This window comes from Entomobacter blattae, from assembly GCF_014672835.1.
GTDB lineage: Bacteria > Pseudomonadota > Alphaproteobacteria > Acetobacterales > Acetobacteraceae > Entomobacter > Entomobacter blattae.
The window spans coordinates 1,846,094-1,865,406 of record NZ_CP060244.1; the positions used below are offsets into that span (position 1 = coordinate 1,846,094).

14 protein-coding genes, 1 tRNA gene and 1 pseudogene are annotated in these 19,313 nt (G+C 43.5%); 11 read left to right on the top strand and 5 right to left on the bottom strand.

The features are described 5' to 3' along the window. Positions 1-31: 31 nt before the first annotated feature. From JGUZn3_RS08235 to JGUZn3_RS08250, 4 genes and pseudogenes are all read left to right on the top strand, one after another. The gene (locus JGUZn3_RS08235) at positions 32-994 is read left to right on the top strand and encodes a beta-ketoacyl-ACP synthase III (RefSeq protein WP_203413073.1); all 963 of its coding nucleotides are present in this window, start codon (positions 32-34) and stop codon (positions 992-994) included. Positions 995-1,035: 41 nt separating this feature from the next. Further along, positions 1,036-1,356, top strand: coding sequence for an integration host factor subunit alpha (locus JGUZn3_RS08240; protein WP_203413074.1), 321 nt, complete (start codon positions 1,036-1,038; stop codon positions 1,354-1,356). A gap of 77 nt (positions 1,357-1,433) precedes the next feature. After that, a pseudogene (locus JGUZn3_RS12985) lies at positions 1,434-1,640 on the top strand (MerR family transcriptional regulator); the annotation flags it as partial. Between the two features lie 305 nt (positions 1,641-1,945). After that, positions 1,946-2,019 (top strand) — tRNA-Pro (locus JGUZn3_RS08250). A gap of 27 nt (positions 2,020-2,046) precedes the next feature. Here JGUZn3_RS08250 and JGUZn3_RS08255 read toward each other — a convergent pair. Further along, positions 2,047-3,150, bottom strand: coding sequence for an AI-2E family transporter (locus JGUZn3_RS08255; RefSeq protein ID WP_203413076.1), 1,104 nt, complete (start codon positions 3,148-3,150; stop codon positions 2,047-2,049). A gap of 79 nt (positions 3,151-3,229) precedes the next feature. Further along, positions 3,230-5,353: a S9 family peptidase gene (locus JGUZn3_RS08260; RefSeq protein ID WP_203413077.1), complete on the bottom strand. Its 2,124-nt coding sequence runs from the start codon at positions 5,351-5,353 to the stop codon at positions 3,230-3,232. 253 nt (positions 5,354-5,606) lie between these two features. Here JGUZn3_RS08260 and purU point away from each other — a divergent pair, with 253 nt between their 5' ends. After that, positions 5,607-6,473, top strand: a complete 867-nt coding sequence (gene purU / locus JGUZn3_RS08265) for a formyltetrahydrofolate deformylase (protein ID WP_203413078.1) — start codon at positions 5,607-5,609, stop codon at positions 6,471-6,473. Positions 6,474-6,601: 128 nt separating this feature from the next. On the opposite strand, the gene JGUZn3_RS08270 is transcribed toward purU, so the two are convergent. After that, a complete protein-coding gene (locus tag JGUZn3_RS08270) occupies positions 6,602-7,498 on the bottom strand; it encodes an NUDIX hydrolase (protein ID WP_203413079.1) in 897 nt (298 codons plus the stop codon). A 155-nt stretch (positions 7,499-7,653) separates the two neighbouring features. On the opposite strand from JGUZn3_RS08270, the gene JGUZn3_RS08275 reads away from it, so the two are divergent. From JGUZn3_RS08275 to fusA, 3 genes are all read left to right on the top strand, one after another. Further along, on the top strand, positions 7,654-9,495 hold the full coding sequence (locus JGUZn3_RS08275; RefSeq protein WP_203413080.1) for an ABCB family ABC transporter ATP-binding protein/permease: 1,842 nt from the start codon (positions 7,654-7,656) through the stop codon (positions 9,493-9,495). Positions 9,496-9,701: 206 nt separating this feature from the next. Then, complete coding sequence (gene rpmB / locus JGUZn3_RS08280; RefSeq protein WP_203413081.1) at positions 9,702-10,004, top strand: 50S ribosomal protein L28; 303 nt, start codon at positions 9,702-9,704, stop codon at positions 10,002-10,004. A 210-nt stretch (positions 10,005-10,214) separates the two neighbouring features. Continuing rightward, positions 10,215-12,296, top strand: coding sequence for an elongation factor G (gene fusA, locus JGUZn3_RS08285; RefSeq protein WP_238996790.1), 2,082 nt, complete (start codon positions 10,215-10,217; stop codon positions 12,294-12,296). Between the two features lie 58 nt (positions 12,297-12,354). On the opposite strand, the gene JGUZn3_RS08290 is transcribed toward fusA, so the two are convergent. Both JGUZn3_RS08290 and JGUZn3_RS08295 read right to left on the bottom strand, forming a co-directional pair. After that, positions 12,355-12,615, bottom strand: a complete 261-nt coding sequence (locus JGUZn3_RS08290) for a GlsB/YeaQ/YmgE family stress response membrane protein (protein WP_203413082.1) — start codon at positions 12,613-12,615, stop codon at positions 12,355-12,357. A gap of 101 nt (positions 12,616-12,716) precedes the next feature. After that, positions 12,717-15,566, bottom strand: coding sequence for a phosphoenolpyruvate carboxylase (locus JGUZn3_RS08295; protein ID WP_203413083.1), 2,850 nt, complete (start codon positions 15,564-15,566; stop codon positions 12,717-12,719). Between the two features lie 169 nt (positions 15,567-15,735). Here JGUZn3_RS08295 and JGUZn3_RS08300 point away from each other — a divergent pair, with 169 nt between their 5' ends. The 3 genes from JGUZn3_RS08300 to sufB all read left to right on the top strand — a co-directional run bounded on the left by JGUZn3_RS08300 (position 15,736) and on the right by sufB (position 19,311). Further along, the gene (locus JGUZn3_RS08300) at positions 15,736-17,028 is read left to right on the top strand and encodes a DUF445 domain-containing protein (protein WP_203413084.1); all 1,293 of its coding nucleotides are present in this window, start codon (positions 15,736-15,738) and stop codon (positions 17,026-17,028) included. Between the two features lie 159 nt (positions 17,029-17,187). Beyond that, positions 17,188-17,763: an SUF system Fe-S cluster assembly regulator gene (locus JGUZn3_RS08305; protein WP_203413085.1), complete on the top strand. Its 576-nt coding sequence runs from the start codon at positions 17,188-17,190 to the stop codon at positions 17,761-17,763. A 48-nt stretch (positions 17,764-17,811) separates the two neighbouring features. After that, positions 17,812-19,311, top strand: a complete 1,500-nt coding sequence (gene sufB / locus JGUZn3_RS08310; RefSeq protein ID WP_203413086.1) for a Fe-S cluster assembly protein SufB — start codon at positions 17,812-17,814, stop codon at positions 19,309-19,311. Positions 19,312-19,313 lie beyond the last annotated feature (2 nt).

The following is a 19,313-nucleotide window of genomic DNA, read 5'->3' on the forward strand; positions in this document are numbered from 1 at the left end:
AACGAATCAGCCATCCCGTGTCAGGAATTAAATGATGCCTCAGAGGTCTCATCTAGTAGGATTTGGAAGCTACCTTCCAAAAAAAATTGTAACGAATGATGATCTTGCTCATTATGTTGATACTTCCCATGAATGGATTTACGAGCGTACGGGTATAGTTCAGCGTCATATCTCTGATGAACAAGAAACAGCTGTCTATATGGGGACACAAGCAGCCCTTAAAGCCCTGGAGTTTGCAGGAGAGAAGGCTGAAGAAGTCGATGCCATTTTTGTTGCTACGAGCACACCGGACCAGATTTTTCCCTCTACTGCGGCACGAATACAGGCTGAACTTTCCATTAAGCACGGTTTTGCAATGGATATTACAGCAGCCTGTTCTGGTTTTGTCTATGCACTCGCTACGGCAAATGCTTTTATTCTTTCCGGGCAGATCAAAAACGCTCTTGTTATCGGTACGGAAGTCTATTCTCGCCTGCTGGACTGGTCTGATAGGCGCACATGTGTGTTGTTTGGAGATGGTGCGGGCGCGGTTTTAGTGAAAGCAAAGAACAAAGAAGGTGGTATCCTTTCATCCCATCTTCACTCAGATGGAAGCATTGGGGATATATTATATGTTGATGGTGCTTTGGGCATTAAGGATGCAAGCGGGTATATACGAATGAATGGTCGTGAGGTTTTTAGACACGCGGTAATGCGTTTATCTGAAGTGGTTGATGAAGCCCTGAAAAGTAATGGCATGACCAAGGAAAGTGTGAATTGGTTAGTGCCGCATCAGGCGAATCTTAGAATTATTAAAGCGATGGGTAAAAAACTTGGGTTGATGGATAGCCAGGTTATTGTTACGGTTGATCGGCATGCCAATACGTCTGCGGCTTCCATCCCGCTCGCTCTTGATGAGGCCATTAGAGGGGGAAGAATAAAAAAAGATGATACTATTCTTTTAGAGGCACTAGGGGGTGGGCTTACATGGGGTGCAATATTAGCAATCTATTAGAGTGGGTTTAAGGGAATTATCTTTTGGTTGAGCGCACGATAATGATACAAAAAAAGACAGAGACGCTAACACGGATCAAATTGGTAGAACGTATTCATAGCCAGGTTGGGTTATCGCAGCACGATTCCATGATTTTTCTTGAACGTATCTTAGAGCTCATTGCCCAGGCGCTTGAAGCGAATGAGAGTGTAAAGATAAGTGGCTTTGGGACTTTTCTTGTAAGAAAAAAAAAGGAACGTATTGGCCGAAACCCGAAAACAAAAGAAGAGGTACCCATTCGGGCCCATACCGTTCTTATATTTCGGCCAAGCCAGGTTTTAAAAGCAAGAATCAATCATAAGGCAGAAGGTGATAGGCTTTAAGCTATTCAGTAAAACCTTTCATATTATTTGGTACAGTAAAAGATTAATGGGGAGAGACCATGCAAAAATCGTTTGATGCTTTCAGAACTATCAGCGAAGTAGCAGATGATTTGCAGATTCCTCAGCATGTGTTGCGATTCTGGGAAACCCGATTTGAGGAAGTTAAGCCTGTTAAAAAAAATGGGGGGCGACGATATTATCGACCAGAAGATGTAACCCTTATCAGGCGTATTGCTGATCTACTTTATATTCAGGGATATACCATAAAAGGGGTACAAAAGCTATTTGCAGAAGAAAAAGAGAAAGTTATGGGAACACAAAAGAAGCAGGAAGCGAATGTATCCTCTTTAAATGAGAATACATCACCTAAAAATAAAAGTGATAAAGAGGCAGAGTCTCTAAAATTAGATTTATTGGATTTTCAAAAAGATACTCTTCTGGATCAAAAGAGCACAAAGGAATTGCTTCTTTGCGAAACCCTTAGAAAAGTGCTTGATGAATTGGAGATTTTAAAAAAACAGTTAAATTTTAGCCATTAACCCCTTGTCGAAACAGTTTGGCACTGCTAAGAGCATAGGGGAGTTAAGAACGGGCAGTAGCGCAGCCTGGTAGCGCATCAGTCTGGGGGACTGGGGGTCGTGGGTTCGAATCCCGCCTGCCCGATACTAAAATCGGAATAGATTGTAGTTTTTAGCTCTTATGGATCTTCTTCTCTTTTACCCAATTTTTCCACATGAGGTCGAGGGCTGCCATAATAGCTGGCCCCAAGAAGAGCCCTAAGAAACCCCAGGTTTCTATACCACCCAAAATACCTAATAACACCCATAGAAAATGTAACTTGGTATTTCCGCCAATAAGTGTAGGCCTAATAAAATGGTCTGCAGCAAAAACTATGACCACGCTTAGAAGAAAAACAATAAGAGCTATTAAGAAAGAGGAATTGAGGAGCGTTAAGACACTGACTAAAACGATAACGATATAAGAGCAAAATGGAATCATCCCACCCAGTGCGGTAAGAATCCCAAGTAAGGCGGGGTGTGGTGTACCGCTAATGGCATAGAGGGCCCCAAGGACGATTCCCTCCCCAAGTCCTACAAAAACCATACCGCTTACGGTTCCATGAACCGTGATAATCATTTGTTGGGCAATGGCCTCGCCTTGCCTGCCAAATAACTTGCGGGAGGCTATAATAGATTGACGGATGAGGGTATCTCCATCTCTGAATAAAAAGAACAAGGTCGTAATGGAAAAGAAAAATAGGATCCCTCTATGGGCAACCTGTGAGCCAATCTTGGTGGTAAATGCTACGATCCATTCTTGGATATTATGAATAAAATAGGCTAAGTCTTCCGGGTCAGTGAGATTTTTTGTCCACCAATGTTCAAGAGCGTTTTTCCCCACAGGGATTTTTTCCATCCACGAGGGAATGGGAACACCTGTTTGTTGAACATGGGTTAACCAGGTGCTGATACTTTTTGTTTCGTTAACAAATTGTACTATAATCCATGTCAGGGGTAGCATGAAGATCATGGCGACTGCCGTGGTGAATAAAAAAGGGAAAAGCATATTGTAATGGTTATAAAATGGCCATTTTTGCTTTACCTTTTTGTATAAAGGCCAACAGGCTATGGCAAAAATTCCTCCCCAGACGAGGGCAGGAATAAAATTTTTAATCGTAAAAATTCCAAAAACCAGCAAGATGAGGGTAAGGATAATGCGCGCATTTTGCTGTTTCTGATAATAGTCTATTGTTTTGAGGGAGGAGACAGTAACGTTATTTTCATGAGATGACATGAAGGAAACCTTAGAAATAAAGCCGTATTAGTTACAACGAAATCAGGTTTTAGCAATATTTTATGAAGATATAAAGGGCTTAGGAGTCTGTATGAAAAGAACTCACAGCCCATTGAGCGAAGGCGTAAAGAAGGGCTGTTTCCTGTAAGGTCTTATACCTTCCGGAAGAGCCACCATGTCCCGCTTCCATATTGATTTTTAATAAGACAGGATGAGGAGAGGTGGAATATTCCCTTAATTTTGCAACCCATTTGGCGGGTTCCCAATAGGTAACTCTGGGGTCTGTTAAACCACCCATAGCAAGAATGGGCGGATAATCCTTTGAGGTAATATTATCATAGGGGGAGTAGCTAGCAATATATTCATAGGCTAGGGGGTCTGTTAAAGGGTTTCCCCATTCTGGCCATTCCGGTGGGGTAAGAGGTAGGCTCGCATCAGACATTGTATTTAAAACATCCACAAAGGGAACTACAGCAATAATACCCCCGAAGAGATCTGGTCTTAAATTGGTAATTGCCCCCATAAGCATTCCCCCCGCAGAGCGGCCATCGGCGACGATGCGTTTTTTTGCGGTATATTGTTCCGCAATAAGATATTCGGCGCAGCTGATAAAATCTGTAAACGTGTTTTTTTTCTTCATTAATCGTCCGTTTTCAAACCAGCGCCATCCTTTTTCTGAACCGCCGCGAACATGGGCTATAGCATAACACCAGCCTCTTTGGAGCAAGCTAAGGGTTGAGGGAGAAAAGACGGGGTCAATGGCATAACCATAAGAGCCGTATCCATAGAGAAGGAGGGGAGCAGAGCCATCCTGTGGGGTATCCTTATGGCGTGTAAGGGTAATGGGAATTCTTTCTCCATCAGCCGCATAAGCGAAAAGCCTTACCGTTATGTAGTCCGATGGGGTGTGGCCTGAGGGAATGGTTTGTTCCTTGAGGAGAATTTGAGTGCGGGTCGACATTTTGTATGAATACCATTGCCGTGGTACAGAAGGGGATTGGTAGCCATAACGCAGTTCATCTGTATCATACTCAAGAGACCCATCGAAAGAATAGGTGCCAAGATCGTTTCCTTTACCAACTCGGTGGCTGTTCCCTTTTTTATCTAAGATGGTAATGCGTGTTTGGGCCTCTTCTCTCTCAAGGCAGACGAGGTAATGAGAAAAAACTTTAAAATCAATAAGATACCTTCCTTCTTTGTGGGAATAAAAATTTTTCCAGAAAGGACGAGAGGGAGTGGTTATAGGGGCTTCCATCAACTTGAAATCCACCGCTTCATCGCAATTGGTGCGAATGATAAGGCGGCCACCCCAGTCTTGAACGTCGTATTGGAGTCCTTTTGCGCGAGGTTCTACACAAAAGGGAATGTTTAGGGGATGTCTGGTGGGGATCAGCCATGTTTCTGATGTATCGTGATCGTGTGTGGAAATAATAATCCACTGGCCAGAGGACGTTTTGCTAAGAGTGAGAAAAAAACCGGAATCTTCTTCTTCATAAACCAGATCATCGGTTCCAAGGGCTATGTCCCTCCGATAAACCCGCGTGGAACGACCGTTTTTATTCCGGTAAACCCAAAAGAGGTAACGGCTATCGGCACCGAAGGTAAAAGCACCTGAGCAGTTTTCTATCGTGGGGGAAAGAATAGTTTGGGTGGTGATATCTTTTACAAAAATCTGATAATTTTCTGAGCCTTGTGTATCTAAGGCATAGGCAAAACAGAGATGATCAGGGCTGTGGGTTGCATGGCTTATGTGGCAGTAGTTTTCTTCTCTGGCGATTGCGTTGACATCAAGAAGAATTGTTTCATCCTCGTCTGATTTGTCTGAGCTGTTTTCTCCAACGTGTTTAGCAGCAGTTCTGGGTTTGCGAGCATAAAGAATATACTGACCTTCTTCTGGAAAACGGCGATAATATTCCCACGGGCCATCTGGATAAGGAGGGAAATTGTCTTTTGGGGGAAGGCGAACCTTCATTTCCTCAAACAGGGTTTCCTGTAAGGGGCGGGTATCGGCAAGAACTGCTTCAGTATAGGCGTTTTCTTCTTTGAGGTGTTGAGCAATTTCATCTTGTAAAAGGGCAGGGTTAACCAATATATTTTGCCAGTTTTCATCTTTAAGCCATGCATAGTGATCATGACGTATATGCCCTAATTGTTCGATGGTATGATCTTTTTTGGGGGTACGCGGTGCTGAGGGGTATGACATAAGGAGGCTCTGCCTGTTGATATTGCTTAATGGGTTTTGTTCGTAAGGTAGATTGAATATAATATTAAAAGAAAGGGTACGATGAGGGGAAGATTGTAATATTCCTTTTCAATTCATTTCAATCCATTCAAATGCGGGTGCTTCAGATGAGCCACCTCTGAACCTAAATAATGGTAGATCCCTTTAAATTCCTCTAAATAGAAGGCAAGTTTTATGCTTATAGAATACGGTTATCTTAAGATAGGAGCTTTTAATGCTAAATTCCGATAGTTTTGCTTTAACCCTATCGTGTCCCAATCAGCCTGGGTTGGTTTCGGTGGTTTCTTCCTGCTTGTACGAGGCCTCTGGGAATATTACTGAAGCCCAACAGCATGATGATACCATTACGGGGCGTTTTTTTATGCGAGTGGTTTTTACCTTGCAGGATCGTGCTCGTCACAAGGCTCTTATGTTTGCCAATATGGAAAAAATTGCCAAACAATATCAGATGAATTGGCACATTACGGATAGGACCCGTAAGAAAAGAGTCCTGATTATGGTTTCACGGTTTGATCATTGCCTGGTTGATTTGCTTTATAGGTGGCGAATAGGTGAATTGATCATGGATATTGCAGGCATTATTGCTAATCATCCCAAAGAGCTTTACGCCCATATTGATATGCAGGAGGTACCCTTTTATTACCTGCCAATTACCCCTGAAACCAAAACGACCCAAGAGGAGAAGCTTCAATCCATCATAGAGGAAACGCAAGCAGATTTGGTTATTCTAGCGCGGTATATGCAGGTTTTATCTTCTAACCTTTCCCAAAAGCTTATTGGGCATTGTATCAACATTCATCACTCTTTTCTTCCAGGCTTTAAGGGGGCCAAACCCTATCATCAGGCTTTTGAGAGGGGCGTAAAGCTGATTGGTGCAACAGCCCATTTTGTAACATCGGATCTTGATGAAGGCCCAATTATTGAGCAAGATGTTACACGGGTTACCCATAGTGACACCCCAGCAGACTTTATTCGCAAGGGAAGGGATATTGAACGCCGTGTGCTAGCACAGGCAGTGCGGGATTATATTCAGGACAGAATTATTTTGAATGGCTCTAAAACCGTAGTATTTGGTGATTAGGCTTTTTGGAAAGCGGTAAGTTCATAAAGGATCGTTCCTTTACTTAAGGTGCTGGCCGCCATGTCAGAAACTCAAACTACCCAATCCCCAGTCGTTCCCCTACTTGAAGGGCTGGCCAGATCTTGGTTTTACAATTGAGCAAAGAGGGGGTGTTTCTTTATAAGATCGGGTTGAGAATTGCATAATGGATCGAGCATTTCACTCAGTTTTATCGCTTCTGGTGTTGTCGGTTCTATAAGGCCATGGCGTATAAAAAGGTCTATCAGAACTAAGTTGACATTAAATTTAAACCTTTGTGTGGTGCAAACTATTTCAGCTACTTCTTCCAGAGGAATTAGAGAAAAGGATTCCACCTCACCATCCTTGGGTGTTGGGGTAAAATCTTCAGGGAGATTCAAGTCGTAACAAAATAAAATATCTCTTCTTAACCCTTCAGGGCGGTCGATCGTATAGCTTATTTTTCTGGCGTAAGTCGCTGTTTGCATGATAGAGGGGGGAATGCTGGCTTCCTCGTCAGCTTCTTTAATCAAGGTGAAATAAGCATTAAGCCCGGCGGGAATGCCACCTGCAACAATATGGTCCAGTTTTGAAGGGTCCAGCCTTTTGTCGGCAGAGCGTTTGGCTACCCATAGGTAGGTTTTTCCTTGTTTTCGGGTTAGGCCGTTCATATGTACGCCCATGCCAATAATCCCCAAAAGGGGGAGGGCTCCTCTATCAATTGTGCTGATAGGGGGGAGGGTTATATCGGAATAGACATCAAAAAGCTCGTGATGAGGTTTATATTGGCCCCTATGTGCAAGAAACTCGCCAAGTCCTGTAAGGAATTCTGTTTCTGTATGATCTGTATATAAAGCGTTGTTATAATATCTTACCCCATAATTTTTTAACTCATCAATAAGGTTAGGCTCTACCCATCCAAAGGGAAAAGTGTTTTCTGATACAAAAAATGGGATGCGATAGCCTTGTATTCTTGCCAGATTACACCGCTGAATATGTTGAAAGAGGGCTGATGAATTAATAGACATGAGATTTTTTCCAATTATTTTGGATCATTTCGAGAAAAGCCACCATTTATAGTGCGAGTGCCATCTCCTTAATGGGGAACAACTTGTTATATGACCATGGATGTGGATGCTGGAAGAGATATAACAAGGGCCTTACGGGGGAGATAGGGAGAAATATGCTTAGAAATTCAAAAAAAACAGCGTTTAAAACCCAGCCACTTAAGCCGGTCACGGCTTGGTCTACCTTATGGGATCTTGTGCCCTATTTATGGCCAAAAGACGATTTTTCCATGCGTTTAAGGGTCGTGTTGGCCTGCTTGTTGATGATAGCAGCAAAGGTTGCCACTATTTACGTCCCTTTTGTGTATAGTTATATTATTGATATTCTAGCCCATGACCGCACTTATCAGGAGACTCTCCTGGTGGGCCTTACAGGGGTTATTATTGGGTATGCGTTGCTGCGTATGATCTCCAGTGCCTTTGCAGAGCTTAGAGATGCCCTTTTTGCTCCTGTGCGTTTTCGTATAAGTCGTAAGGCCGCATTAAAAAGTTTTATTCATCTTCATAAACTCTCCCTTAGGTTTCATTATAATCGCCAATCGGGAGGGGTATCGCGAATTATTGAACGCGGAACCGAGGCTATAGAGACCATTTTGCGATTGGGTGTGTTTAATATTTTTCCAACCCTGATAGAAGCCCTCATTGTGATGGGAGTCATCTGGCAACTTTTTAATTGGCGCTACGCCATGGTGATCGTGATCGCTGTGAGTGCCTATATCGTTTTTACTTTTAGTTTTACAGCCTGGCGTATTGCCATAAGGCGTAAGATGAATCAGATTAATACAGAGGCAAGCGGAAAAGCCGTAGATAGCTTGCTGAATTATGAGACTGTTAAATATTTTGGTAACGAAGAGCATGAGGCCACCCGCTATGATGAAGCCCAGGCCCGCTATGAGCAAGCGGCCATTCGTACCCAGTATTCCCTAAGTGGGCTTAATCTTGGCCAGGCGAGCATAATAGCCCTGGCTTTAATGGCTACCATGCTTATGGCGGGGCAGGAGGTAAGGGAAGGACGTTTTACCATTGGAAAATTTGTTCTCATCAACACTTATCTTCTTCAGCTCTATATGCCACTTAACTTTCTTGGGTCAGTCTATTCTTCTATTCGACAATCGTTTGTTGATCTAGAACAGCTCTTTTCTCTGTTGGGAGAACATGCTGAAATTGAGGATCAAGCCGGAGCAAAGACTCTTCTTGCCCATTTAGGAGAGGCTCCCGCAGCGGCGATCGAGTTTAAGTCAGTCTGGTTTGGGTATCAGCCCGAGAGGATGATTTTAAAGGGCATAAGCTTCTCTGTGCCCCCTGGTGCGCGCGTGGCCATTGTGGGGCCAACAGGGGCAGGGAAGTCTACTATTAGTCGGCTTTTATTTAGGTTTTACGATGTTAATCAGGGAGTTATTACAATTGATGGGGAAGATATCCGCCACTATAAGCAGGCAAGCTTACGAGAGACTATAGGCGTTGTTCCCCAAGATACGGTTTTATTTAATGAGACCATCCAATATAACATTCGCTACGGGCGGCTGACAGCCTCACAGGAGGAAGTTGAAGGGGCAGCCAAGTTTGCCCATATTCACAATTTTATCATGCGAATGCCAGACCAGTATAATACGATGGTTGGGGAAAGGGGGCTTAAGCTATCTGGAGGAGAAAAACAGCGTGTGGCGATTGCCCGTGCCATCTTAAAGAATCCCCGTATCCTGATTCTTGATGAGGCAACCAGTGCCCTTGATACACGAACTGAAAAAGATATTCAGCAGGCGCTGGATGAAATTGCAGAACATCGCACAACCATTATTATTGCCCATAGGCTTTCTACAATTGTAAATGCCAATCTTATTCTTACCCTTCAAGATGGGCAAATTATAGAACAGGGAACCCATACCGAACTTTTGCACAAAAATGGCGTTTATGCAGCCATGTGGGCTGCCCAAATTAAGGAACAGGATCATTCATAGGTTTTATGCTCCGCTGGCTTTGACAGAAATCAAGCAAAGGTTTTTAAAGGAAAAGCGCAAAACTGATCGTTTTTTGGGGTCTTTCGTAAATAAAATTACGCTTTTGTCTTGACTTGTTCTGTTTTTTTAGTGATAAACCGCCATAATAGAGTTAGTTGGTTTTGCCGAGTAATACACCTCGGCTAGAATAATCCGAGGAAGGTATTATGTCCCGCCGTTGCCAGATATCAGGTAAGGCTGTGTTGAGTGGTAACAACGTCAGCCATGCCAATAATAAAACCCGCAGACGTTTCCTGCCTAATTTACATGAAACATCTGTTTATTCAGATATATTGTCTGCTTCAATTAAGCTTCGCGTTACAACACATGGCTTGCGCACTATTGAGCATAACGGGGGGTTGGATTCATTCCTGCTTTCTACCCCTAACCGTAAGCTGCCCTTAGCGGCCCAGGTGATCAAGCGTCGTATTCGTCGTGCTCAGGAGAAAAAGGCTCAAGCCGCAGGGTAGAGACCGCATTTGGTTCTATAAACCTGTAAAGCCCATAAACCTGTAAAGCATTGAAACCAGAAGGTAGATAGAAATGTTCTGTTGTTTTCATCGGAATTTTAATATTTGAATATCTTTCTGGGTTGATAGTGAAAAAAATATTTTGTTTTTACAGGCGCGAAAAGATAGACTCCTTCTTCGCGCCTTATTCTTTTTTGGAGGTTTCCCTTCGTGTCTGACCTTTCGAAGATTCGCAATATCGGGATTACAGCACATATTGATGCTGGCAAAACCACAACAACAGAACGCATACTTTACTATACTGGTATGTCTCACCGGATTGGTGAGGTCCATGAGGGAAACACCACGACTGATTATATGGATCAGGAGCGGGAAAGAGGGATTACTATTACATCCGCTGCGGTGACGTGTGAGTGGAATGGCTATCGTATCAATATTATTGATACCCCAGGCCATATTGACTTTAATATTGAAGTCAACCGTTCTCTGCGCGTGCTTGATGGAGCTGTGTTTATTATTGAGGGTGTGGCAGGTGTGCAGCCTCAGTCTGAAACAAACTGGCGCTTGGCAGACCGTTACAACGTGCCCCGTATTATCTTTATCAACAAGCTTGATCGTGTCGGGGCAGATTTTTATCGTGCTTTTGATACTCTGAAAGAGAAGCTGGATATCGTTGCTGTGCCCCTTCAACTCCCTATTGGGATTGAAGATAATTTTCAGGGCGTCGTTGACCTCGTAGAGATGAAAGCTATCATCTGGGAAGGCGGAGAGTTGGGAGCAAAATTCCATGATGAGGAAATCCCAGCTGATATGAAGGAAAAGGCTGCCGAAGCTCGCCAGACTCTTCTTGATACTGCCCTTGCCATGGATGATGCGGCCATGGAAGAATATTTTGAAAAAGGGGATGTAGATGTTGCAACCCTTAAACGCTGCATTAAACGGGGGGCCATTACTGGAGAATTTCGCCCTGTTCTGTGTGGTACCGCCTTTAAAAACAAGGGAGTTCAGCCTCTTCTTGATGCGATCGTAGATTATCTTCCAGCACCTGATGATGTAGAGGGTATCCGTATTGCTCCACCAGAAGATGAGGAAGATATCGACGAAAATAACCTGCCTATTATTCCCGTAGATCCGGATGGAAAATTTGCAGGTTTGGCCTTTAAGATCATTAACGACAAATATGGTACCCTTACCTTTGTGCGTGTTTATCGTGGTGTTTTAAAATCAGGGGATACCGTATTAAATACAACCCAAGGCCATAAAGAGCGTATTGGGCGTATATTCCAGATGCATGCAGATAAGCGCCAGGAAGTTAAAGAGGTTCACGCCGGTGATATTGCAGCCTTTGTCGGGCTAAAAAATACCAAGACTGGAGATACTTTGGCTGATGCGGCTGACCCTGTGATTTTGGAGAGAATGTCATTCCCTGTTCCGGTTATTGATATTTCTGTTGAACCAAAAACAAAAGATGCCGTTGAAAAGATGACCTTGGCCTTACAAAAGCTTGCAGCTGAGGATCCCTCTCTGAATCTTAAGACAGATCAGGAAACTGGGCAGACCATTCTTTCAGGAATGGGTGAGCTTCATCTTGATATTATTATCGATAGGCTTCGCCGTGAATATGGTGTTGATGTCAATGTGGGCGCACCCCAAGTGGCCTATCGTGAAACTATTTCCAAACCACATACAGAAATTTATACGCATAAAAAACAGTCTGGTGGTGCTGGGCAGTTTGCTGAGGTGAAAATTGAATTTGTGCCTCAGGAGCGTAATAAAGGAATCGAGTTTGAAAATAAGGTTGTTGGGGGATCTGTTCCAAAAGAATATATTCCTGCTGTTGATAAGGGTATTCGTGATCAAGCCTCCACTGGTGTGTTGGCAGGGTTCCCAACGGTAGATTTTAAGTTTACACTTCTGGATGGTAAATATCATGATGTAGACTCTTCTGCACTGGCTTTTGAAATTGCTGCTAAAGCGTGCTTCCGTGAAGGAATGAAAAAAGCTGGCCCTGTTATTCTGGAACCTATTATGGATGTTGAGATTACCACTCCGAACGATCATGTAGGAGATGTTGTGGGTGATCTGAACAGAAGGCGTGGGATTATTCAATCACAGGAAACGTCTGGTTCAACTGTTATGGTGCGTGCTCAGGTTCCTCTAAAGGAGATGTTTGGGTATATTTCTAATTTGCGCTCCATGACAAAAGGAAGAGCATCTTTTACCATGCAGTTCCATCATTATGATCCTGTTCCTAAGAACGTGGCTGATGAGATTATGACTAAATCAGCCTAATGCCTTTTTTCTTGAATAGGGTAATAAAAAAGCCGGTAATTTACCGGCTTTTTTATAGCTATGAGATTTCTCCAGGAGAGCTAAAAAATTTACGATATAAAAAGAGGATAATAATTGCCCCGATGATTGAGGCAATAAAGCCGGCTTTATCTCCTGGGTGGTAAAAATGAAGAAGCTGGCCTAACCATGTAGCAAGAAAAGAGCCAGCTATCCCAAGAAGAATGGTTATGATGAACCCGCCAGGGTCTCTTCCTGGCATAAGAAACTTGGCGATAAGGCCAACAAGAAACCCTATGATAAGGCTATAAATGAAATGCATAAAGTTACCTTTGTAAGTTTTGTTGTGTAGTTATAAAGTTATTACACTTATTTTGTATTTTACTCAGTATATTTTGAATAATGGAACATTATTGGGTATTTTTATCCGAAAGAGCCATTGTTATGCATAATGGCAACACCAATTTCTCTAATTTGATCAAACATCTTTCCCATAGGCTGAAAAATTTCGAGATTTTCTCTTTTATAGGCCGTTTCATGCTGCGGTGAGGCCGGTTCATAAAAATTAAGGGTGAGGGTTTTGTCTGTCCCTTGAGGAAAAATTCTTAAAAGGGTTTCAAGAGCAGTGGGAATTTTAAGATAAAAGATTTGGACATCTAAAGTTTCCCGATTTACGGAAAATTGTGGAGAAAAATAGGGAATATGGGTGGCCAATGACCATATCCTTTCGATAAGGCTTAACCTTAAAGCATGAAGGAGCTGTTCTTCTGCGGCCATGGAAGGTGCTTCTGGCCATGCCATTCTTAGAGCGAGATGGTCAGCTTGTATGGTGTGGAACATGGATTGGGTAATAGACCATAAATTGAGTTTTTGAAGCTTTTGCGCAATGGCAATATTGGTAATTTTTCGATCTTCATTTTTTTCGCTTGATGCCCGCTCAAGCCAATAACCAGGATCAAACAGTAAAATGGTTGCCCCAAGTACTTCCGTATCAGAATGTTTCAAAGCATGATCTACAAAGTCGAGGGCCACACGAAAACGTTCACTTTTATGAATGAATTCCTGAAAGCTCTCTGGATTGCGCAAGGCTGCAGAACCTAAACCATGTATGGTATTAGCACACCACCCCATTTGTTGAAGAATGGCATTATTAGGAATGGCACGCAATTCGCTCGGATGGCGGATTTGGATGCTTCCTGCACTGCCATCGCTTTGCCTGGCGCTTGGGCGAGACCCTGTCTTATCAATGAGGGAGGGGCCAAAAGAACCTAATAAGGCGGCATAGCCTTTATCCTCTACAAGGCCATTCATGTTGGCTTCAATTGAGGAGAAAAACTCAGATGAAAAGTCAGGATCGTTGTAGATAGGGTCATCGACCGGCATAGTCGGGCGGAATATATGTTCGACAATGGTGGTAATTGTTGAATTGGAAAGGATTTGGGTACCAAATAATAGGTAGCCATCTCCTCCTTGGAAGGCACTTTCCTCTCGAAAGGTAATGTTGTTTTTTTCAAAAACGTGCCTCATATAGGGTGGGGAAAGATAGTTCAATCTATCGGCGAGCCGGTAGGGATGCGCTCCTCTACCGATGCTCTCTCCGTGTGTATCAAAAAATACAAGTTGAACATCTTGCAAATTATGGCGTTTTAATAGGTTGGCAAGTTGGAGCTTCAAACGCTCTATCAGGTAGGTTGAAGCCATTTGGCCCACATATCGTCCAGAATCAGAATAGCCAAACTGAAGGCAGAGTTTTCCAGTGGTTTGGAGATAGTGCCGCCAGTGGGACGAGCGGAGTGCTTCTTCGATAATACGGGCCCCATGCACCAGGGCATCATAGGTTTCAAAGAGGGGGGAGATCTCAATGTGTTTTTCAACATTAAAAAGCTTGGCAAGCCACAGGGCAACAAGAAGGGTATAACCGCTTTCTGTTTCAGCCACCAAAAACCGTATGGGGCTGGTGGTATCAATATGTTTAACAATTTTGCTCACCGTCATCATCAGACGTGCAGCTGAAGCTTGCTCGAGAATAAGAGAGCCAAAATCAGACGTTTCGGGCTGAACATTAGCGAGTTCGTTGTTGATTTTGCTCAGGATACTGCGCCTGTGTATGGGGTTTTCTGGGCTATCAACAATCCCAAGACGCTGACGGGCAACATTATGGAGCTGTCGGGAGTTAAGGCGGACATGGCTGTGGGCAATGCTCAAGCCGTGGCTTATAAAACCCGATTTGGCCATTGCAAAGCTTAACTGCTCCTCAGGAGTTTTAAGGTTTTCTTCCGTTTGGATATAGAGCTCTTTTAAACTGTCAGCGCTAAGGATTGCATCTTCCCGGTGCTTGATCAGAATTTCAGCAAATGTTGAAACCTCTTTGGGATTGGCAGAAGAAGGGCAGTTATCGATTTGTTGTTGCACAGTAGACATGGCAAGTTCTAACCGACTGCGTAGAGATTGGGCAGCCTTCTGAATAGAGGAGGTCTGCTCATAGAATCGGCTAAGTTGCATATGTTTCATGCGAAGCCTTAATCGTAGGGTATCCCACCATCCGATATCTACACGGCCATCAGTATCATATCCAACCCAGCTGGTGAGTACAATGGGAGAAGGAGTAAGGGTGTGCCATTGTTCTGGCCAGTGTTGCTTGGCCAGGCCGAAAATTGTTTCATTGAGTTGATCAAGGCTGTTACGGCCTCTTAAAATGGCTTCATTAGCGAGGCGGAACTCTTCCTCCAGAGTTGGCGGAGCATGACGACGATGGGTGGAAAAAGGTTTTTTCTGGATATAGGCCGATTTTGCACCAGGTCCGCCTTGTTCACTTTGGGAGGCAATTTGGGCAAGCTCGGCATATACTGGATTAGCCAGGGCAAAGGTAGGGTGTGCTGTAAAAACAGCAGCGTAGTGTATTTTTTCGATAACAGATTGGAAGGTAGTAAAAGAAAGGGGTGCAGGGCTACCATCTGTGGAGCGCTCTTTAAGGCTTTCCAAGAATGTTTTGAAAACATGCGTTGTTTTTTGTGTGTTTTTATCGGCTTCGTCTGCACTGACATAATGGCGAAGGCGATGAGCCCGTTTTACAAAGGCCTTATCGCGCAATAGTTCAATAAGCTTATCGATCTCTTCGAGAGAGATATGGCCCGAAAGCATTTGTTGGCTAATATAATGGCTGACCATAAGGATAGGATTGCCAGAATAGTTAATCTCGTTTTTATCTGTTACCTGTTGAGTAAAAGCAATAAGCTTATCCAGGATAGGTAAGGAAGATGGGGGTGTATGCATTGGCTAAATCTCATCCATTATGGTAAATGTGTGCGTTGTCCACAGGATAAATATTTCTTAAAACCTGGGATGTGCAAGGTAAAATATTAGTTTAGGCTATATTTTTAGTTCTATATAAAATAGCTACCCCCTTAATATTTTGAAAAACATAATCATACATTAGGCTAGCATGCGAGAAAATTACGACGAAGAGGCAGAGTCCTATAAAGCCCTTAAACGCCATAAGCGCATAGCCACGGGCCTTTTAGGGGTTATGGGCACTATGACGATAGTCGAATATAGTGTTACCGTATATGGGTTAGTGGAAAATGATTTATGGATGCAGGTTTTAAAGGCCGGTACCAAAGCTGGTTTTATTGGTGGTCTGGCAGATTGGTTTGCTGTTACGGCCCTTTTTCGCCATCCTTTAGGACTTCCCTTGCCTCATACGGCTATTCTTCCTGCCCAGAAAAACAGGTTGGGGGTAGGCTTAGGGCGTTTTATCGCCAATCAGCTTTTTACAGAGGAAGAGGTAAGCCGTACCCTTAAAGAGATTGACTTACCCAGAGTGCTTTCTCGCATTTTAGCAAGCCCTACAGCTATTGATGCTGTAAGCCGGGCGGTAGCGAGCGCTATGCCAAATATGCTGGACCGTTTTGAGGATGGGCGGGCGGGCTCCCTATTTAGCCGAATCCTTCCGCGTTTGTTAAGCGGAGAATCGGCAGCTTCCATTGTTGCAAAAGCCCTTCATGCCTTAGTTGATGGAGATCACCATCAGGAAGTGCTGACGTTTTTGCTCATGCAGGCCAAAACCTTCATTAAAAATAAGGAAGGGGCCTTGCGCCAGATGATTGAGGAGCGTGTACGCGAGCAGGGGGGGCGTTTTTTAGGATGGATGATTGGCTCATCTATCGCTACAAAAGTTCTTGTCGCTGCGGCTGAAGAAGTAGACCGTATTGATCCTGCCGATTCTGACTTGAGAAACAGTTTTTCTGCGTGGATCAGAAATGAGATTATTCGTATAGAAAAAGATTCTGAACGGGGAAAGGAAATAGGAGACGCTATACTCTCGGTGATCAGTCACGAAAGTGTTAAGGGTTGGGGAAACGATATTTGGGGGCGAATTCGCCATTTGATTACAGAAGATGTTGAAAATTCAGAAGGATGGGTTAACCATCTCATAAAAGACATGATGCTTCATATTTCTTCTCAGCTTGATACAGATCAGGGTTTACAGGAGAAAATTGTTAATAATGCCCATAAGCTCATTCTTGGTACCCTTCCATATTGTCGTGAATGGCTCATTATTTTTGTGGGGGATGTTGTAAAAAATTGGGATGCCAAGCGCGCCAGCCGCAAAATTGAGCTGCGAATTGGCAAAGATCTGCAGTTTGTTCGGATTAATGGAACAATTGTGGGGTTTTTGGCGGGGCTCTTGATTTCGCTTTTACTGCATCTCTGTTTTGGTGGTGGTGTGAGTTAAGAACAGAGAATAGTTTAAAAAAATAAAGTTTTGGGCTTGGGTCTTGATCTTTCTCGTGGTAAAACCATTTCAATAAAGAAGACTTTTTTTGTCCTGTATAAATTCCACGCTGAAAGCTTATCCTTTTTAACCTGTTTTGTATTGGATGTAACGCATAAAATGTTTAAGGTATCAAAACTTGTTGATTATGCTGTTATTATACTAACACATCTTGCAGAACAGGAGGGTGTGAGCACAGTTCCAGCCATTTCTCGTCATACAGACGTGCCAGAGCCCACCGTCGCAAAAGTTTTAAAAATTTTATCCCTTTCAAGCCTGGTTTCATCTAAAAGGGGGATTCATGGTGGTTACAAGATTGTAAGCCCACTTTATCATATTACTGTTGCTCAGGTTGTTAAGGCTATAGAGGGAAATATTGATATTGCTGCCTGTGTAGAGGGCCAACCCTGTAAGGCTCATCCTAACTGCCAGATTTATGGGGGGTGGGATATTGTCGATAAGGCGATAAAAAAGGTTATGAATACCATTACCTTGGCTGAGATGAGCCTTTATTTTATACCACGGTCAAAACATGATGCTCTCGGGCGGGAGAGGAATTTGCAGAACAATGACGATGCATGTTCTTTTTCCTGTGGGGGAGAAGCCTCTTGTGAGATGTATTGTGATGAAAAACATTGCGGCCCTGGCGTTATGAAAAAACCGGTTATGGATGTTGTGGGTCGTCAGAAAGATTAGGAACAAGATGTTCCAGAGTTGATTAGGGAAAAGTGAGAAATAGTCTCTATGGTTGCAGAAGCACAAACCGTTGCCACCGTTCAAGCCTTGGGGGAGTCTTCCTACAAATGGGGGTTTGAAACTGATATTGAAATGGATTTCGCCCCAAAAGGGTTGAATGAAGAGATTATTCGTTTTATTTCTCATCGAAAAAAAGAGCCCCAATGGCTTCTTGAATGGCGTCTTAAAGCGTTTTCTGCGTGGAAAGCCATGGAAGAGCCTCAATGGGCAAAGGTGCATTACCCCCCGATTGATTTTCAGGCATTGCATTATTATGCAGCCCCCAAGAAAAGAAATGCTCCCAAATCTCTCAATGAGGTTGATCCTGAGCTGCTTAAAACTTATGAAAAGCTTGGTATTCCCTTAAAAGAACAGGCGGTATTGGCAGGGGTAGAAGGAGCACAGCTGGAGGGGGTAGGCAAACCTTCCGTGAGTGTGGCTGTGGATGCAGTGTTTGATAGTGTATCCGTAGCAACCACTTTTCGGGAAACGCTTGAGAAAGCTGGAGTTATTTTTTGCCCCATTTCTGAGGCAGTCATTCAATATCCTGAGCTGGTGCAGAAATATTTGGGCAGTGTCGTTCCTGTTTCAGATAATTATTACGCGGCTTTAAATTCAGCCGTTTTTACGGATGGTTCCTTTGTTTATATCCCTAAAGGGGTAAGGTGCCCCATGGAACTTTCCACCTATTTCCGTATTAATGCACGCAATACCGGCCAGTTTGAGAGAACTCTGATTATTGTAGAAGATGGTGGCTCCGTTTCTTATCTCGAAGGGTGTACAGCACCCCAACGTGATGAAAACCAACTTCATGCTGCTGTGGTAGAATTAATTGCCATGGAAGACGCATCCATCAAATATTCCACTGTTCAGAACTGGTATCCAGGGGATTCAGAGGGGAATGGTGGAATTTACAATTTTGTTACCAAACGTGGAGCCTGCCGTGGAGCCAGAGCCAAAATTTCCTGGACTCAGGTAGAGACCGGCTCAGCTGTAACGTGGAAATATCCTTCATGTATTTTACAAGGGGAAGGTTCAGTTGGAGAGTTTTATTCGGTAGCGGTTACAAATAACTACCAGCAGGCGGATACAGGAACGAAGATGATCCATCTTGGCCGTAATACACGTTCCACCATTATTGCCAAAACTATTAGTGCCGGCCATTCAGATAGTACTTATCGGGGTTTGGTTCGGATGATGCCCAAGGCAGCCAATAGTCGTAATTTTACACAGTGTGATAGCTTGCTAATTGGAAGTGAGTGTGGAGCGCATACAGTACCTTATATAGAAAATAGAAATATGACATCGACGATAGAGCATGAGGCTACCACGTCTAAAATCTCTGACGAGCAAATGTTTTATTGCCGCCAGCGTGGGCTTTCTGAGGAAGATGCCATTGGTCTTATTGTGAATGGGTTTTGCCGTGAAGTTCTTAAAGAGCTGCCGATGGAATTTGCTGTAGAGGCCCAAAAACTTTTGGAAATCAGCTTGGAAGGCAGCGTGGGATAGGA